Below are 4,478 nucleotides of genomic sequence, written 5' to 3' on the forward strand. Positions count from 1 at the left end.
TTCGGTTATGAGCAAGTAGCGAAGCGGATTGCGAATATCCGCTTGACTATGTTTAGTATTTTTATTTTATCCTGGTTATGGTAGAATAAATCGGTATAGAGAGTGAAATAAATTAAAAAACAGGAAAATGAGCATATGAAAAATATATTGATGATAGGAACTGGAGGCACAATTGCTTCTAAACAGACAGAATACGGACTGGCACCGGGACTTTCCACGGAGGATATTTTAAATTATATTCCGGCGGTCAGCAAAATCTGTGAGGTAGATTCCATTCAGGTGTGCAATCTGGACAGTACGAATGTGACACCGGAGCACTGGAAACTGCTGGTAAAAACAGTCGAGGAAAATTATGATAAATACGACGGTTTTGTAATCTGCCATGGCACGGATACTCTGGCGTATACGGCGGCAGCTTTGTCTTATATGATCCAAAACTCCAGAAAACCGATCGTGGTTACCGGAGCGCAGAAACCGATCGAGATGGATGTGACAGATGCAAAAACAAATCTGTTGGACAGCTTTATCTATGCTTCGGATAACGATTCTCAGGATGTCAACATTGTGTTTGATGGAAAAGTCATTGTCGGAACAAGAGCCAGAAAAGAGCGCGCAAAAAGCTACAATGCATTTTGTAGTATTAATTTTCCATATCAGGCAGTCATTCAGGATGGGATGCTGGTGCGTTATATCACAGAGATGCCCTATAGCGGACCGGTACGTTTTTATTATGAGATGAAAAACAGTGTTTACGTGTTGAAATTGATTCCTGGCATGCAGCCGGATATTCTGCCGTATCTGTTCGAACGGTACGATTGCCTTGTGGTGGAGAGTTTTGGTGTGGGCGGAATCCCGGAGTCATTGTTGGATGAATTTTATACGCAGATGAATAAGTGGAAAGATAAAGGAAAAATTCTTGTCATGACGACGCAGGTTGCCAATGAGGGCAGTAATATGACGGTGTATGAGGTTGGAAAAAAGGTAAAACTGGATTTCAAGATTCTGGAAGCCTATGATATGACGCTGGAAGCAACGATCACAAAAATGATGTGGCTCATGGGAATGGGAGACCAGACTTTTCAGGAAATGAAACGTGATTTTTACCGGTTGGTGAATCATGATATTCTGTTTACAAAACGCATTGAAGGAGAATTTCGCTAAAAAGCAAGAATCACATAAAAGAGGATTAGGGCATTTCTATATATCAATGTCGTAAAAATTTGTTAAAAATCAGGAAATGCATAAAAAGGGACGGTCTTATGGGATTAGATAAGAACAAGATAGAAGAACAGATCTATAAATTGAAAAAGATTCAGGAAAACATTCATGCAATTCTGTATGCATTAGAAGAAAACAGACAGCGTATGAAAGAAATTTTGGATATGCTGCAGGCAGATTCGAGTGCAGTTTCAGGTATGTGGAATGGTCTTATTGAGGATTGTACACGCAATATTTATGAAATCGAGCATATGCAGGCAAAGTATACAGAATATCAAATGTGGTTAGAAAAGTATCTGTGTTTTTTTGATGGAGAAGATTTAACGAAGTCCCAAAGTACACATGCCTTTATGATTCGACCTGTATTGCCGCCTGAAGAAATTGCAGATTTACTTGGGTTTACATTAACGCAAGTTGAGGATTTACTTGAGTTTACATTACCATCTAAGAAAGTTGATAATTTACCAGAGGCTACATTACCATCTGAGAAAAGCGATAATTTACCACAAGGTACATTACCACCTGATGAAAAAGATATAACTAATTCTATAGAAAACAATCGGGTCGTTAATTATGATTCGGAATGTGAATCAGAAACAGAAATAGAACAAGCGCCAGTTCCCTTGGATAAAGTTTATTTTTCAGCAATTGCTCCCAAATCAATTTTAAAAGGTGAGTACTCCATGATTGAAATTTTCATGTATGAGGAGAAATTTCGACATGTAGTGGACGCGGCAATCGTAGATGCTGAAACCGCCGTCAGAGAAAAGAAATCAGGAGCAATGAAAGCTGGCAAAGAGGCCAAGATCACGATTGTACTTAACTCTCCGGATATCGAAATAACAGATGGTTGTGAAGAACAAATCTGGCATGGAGAGTATCTGAATTTTAGTTTTGCGGTTGAGCTGCCGGAAGATTTTCAGAAGAAACAGATTTTGTTTGTAGCGGAAGTGTACATTGACGATGTGATAGCGACCAGATTGAAATTTATAGCAAAATGCACTTCCGCAAAAGAGCAGAAGATCGAGATTACCAGAGAAGATGTATTATCAGCATTTATGTCTTATGCAAGTCAGGATCGTCAAAGAGTGGCAAGAATTATTCAGGGAATGAGAAAAGCCCGCCCGGATATCGATATATTCTTCGATGTTGACAGCTTGCGAAGCGGGGATGATTGGGAACAGGCTTTGTGGAGAGAAATTGATAAGAGAGATGTGCTGTTTTTATGCTGGTCTGAATACGCGCGTGAATCAAAGTGGGTGGATGCGGAATGGCGGTATGCTTATAAGAGTAAGGGACCTGAGTACATTGAACCAGTGCCGATCGATCCACCGAGTAAATGTCCGCCGCCGGAAGAATTAGCGAAAAAGCATTTTAACGATAACTTGTTATATATCATAAATGCAGAAAAAGATCGCGAAACGATACCAGATAGAGAGGAATGGACGGTTGAATGATAGGTAAAAAGAGTTTCCTTTGAAATTTCTGTACGGTATGATAAAGAAAATTATGGGCGAGAACGTCGCAGCATCATTGTAGAAGAATGTGGAGGATTGGAAATATGGAAAAAAACATTGATATTGCAGCACTTGGCGAATTATTGATTGATTTTACAGAAGCTGGAACAGGCGCAGATGGAATGCGTTTGTTTGAACAGAATCCAGGCGGAGCTCCGGCAAATTTGCTGACGGTTGCCAGCCATATGGGATATCGTACAGAGTTTATCGGAAAAGTTGGAAAAGATATGCACGGTGCATTTCTGAAAAAAACACTGGAGAAAGAAAATATCGGTGTTTCTAACCTGATCGAAGATGACAATTATTTCACAACACTGGCATTTGTAGCTATTGATGAAAGCGGCGAACGTGAATTTTCTTTTGCGAGAAAACCGGGTGCAGACACTCAGTTACGAGCTGATGAACTGAACAAAGAACTTTTACAGAATTGCAGAATCTTCCATTTTGGCTCCCTGTCACTGACCGATCAGCCGGCAAAGAATGCGACTGTAGCGGCAGTAACCTGTGCAAAAGAGGCAGGTGCACTGATTTCTTATGATCCGAATTATCGTGCAACGCTGTGGAGCAGCGAAGCAGAAGCAGCTGAAAATATGAAATCCATGATTCCTTATGCGGATGTCATGAAAGTATCTGATGAAGAAAGTCTGCTTCTTACCGGAGAGACAACCTATGAAGCCGCAGCAGATAAACTGCTTGCAATGGGACCGAAACTTATTGCTGTAACCCTTGGCAGCGAAGGCGTACTTATGGCGACAAAAGAGAAAAAAGAGCGCATTAAAGGATTTTCCGTACAGTCTGTAGATACAACTGGTGCAGGTGATTCCTTCTGGGGCGGCACTTTAAGTGCATACTTATCACTGGAAAAACCAATCGAATCCCTGACCTGGGAAGAAATTCACCATTGTGCCGTATGCGGCAACGCAACCGCAGCACTCTGTGTGCAGAAACGTGGAGGAATCCCGGCGATTCCGACAAAAGAAGAAGTGGAGCAGATGTTAACAGAAAAATTATGTTAAACTCTGGTGAGCGGTTGTAGCAGCCGAATGCAAGTATCTGCGCACGCAGCTTACCGGTCAGGTATTTGGAAACTATATCCTGGCATTGGTAATATATGTGGCAGCTTTGTTTGCAATATTGGTAATTGGTTGGTCAGCAAGCATCAACACATCATGGCAGCCGAGCAGTATTTATTATATTTTGCAGTGGGTAAAAGAGTGGATCATTGCCATTATGATCATATTGATACTGGTTGGATGGATCATTATCACACTGCGGTTTATGACACGTCCGCTGCGCTATCTGGATGAGTTGGTGGATGCATCGGAACCAAAACGGTGGAATCGGAAGCGAGCGGGATTAGGATTACTTATCAGTCTGGCACTTATGACTGCGGAAGGATTTGCACTGCATGCGGCAGACTGGCAGAGGCATGACAGTATGTATGTAATGTTACCAATTGTGGGTCGAATCTGTATGGATCAGGCACTGATTGATATCAGTGAGCTGGAAGATGATATGGTGAAAACTGGGGATGTTGTAACTTTGATTGGAACAGATGGAAATGAGATGCTTACCGCAGCAGATATGGCGGAAACAGCTGGAACGATCACGAATGAAATTTTAAGTCGACTGGGAAGTCGCTTGGAACGGTATATCAGATGGGAGATGACTCCCACCTCTATAGGGACGCCACTGAAAAAGTGGTAAGTTTAGTATCGCAGGGCGTCAAATATGTGAAAAAAT

General features: G+C 41.5%; 4 protein-coding genes. All 4 read left to right on the forward strand.

Features of this window, described 5'->3' with window-relative positions:
- Window positions 1-135 precede the first annotated feature (135 nt).
- The 4 genes from LG34_RS14020 to LG34_RS14035 all read left to right on the forward strand — a co-directional run bounded on the left by LG34_RS14020 (window position 136) and on the right by LG34_RS14035 (window position 4,442).
- Complete coding sequence (locus LG34_RS14020; protein WP_109216618.1) at window positions 136-1,161, forward strand: asparaginase; 1,026 nt, start codon at window positions 136-138, stop codon at window positions 1,159-1,161.
- 98 nt (window positions 1,162-1,259) lie between these two features.
- Window positions 1,260-2,675, forward strand: coding sequence for a toll/interleukin-1 receptor domain-containing protein (locus LG34_RS14025; RefSeq protein WP_109216619.1), 1,416 nt, complete (start codon window positions 1,260-1,262; stop codon window positions 2,673-2,675).
- Window positions 2,676-2,779: 104 nt separating this feature from the next.
- Window positions 2,780-3,751, forward strand: coding sequence for a carbohydrate kinase family protein (locus tag LG34_RS14030; protein WP_109216620.1), 972 nt, complete (start codon window positions 2,780-2,782; stop codon window positions 3,749-3,751).
- A gap of 106 nt (window positions 3,752-3,857) precedes the next feature.
- Entirely contained in the window at window positions 3,858-4,442 is a 585-nt protein-coding gene (locus LG34_RS14035) for an alanine racemase C-terminal domain-containing protein (RefSeq protein ID WP_242979911.1), read from the forward strand.
- The last annotated feature ends 36 nt before the right edge of the window (window positions 4,443-4,478 follow it).

The organism is Eubacterium ramulus, assembly GCF_003122485.1.
GTDB lineage: Bacteria > Bacillota > Clostridia > Lachnospirales > Lachnospiraceae > Eubacterium_I > Eubacterium_I ramulus_A.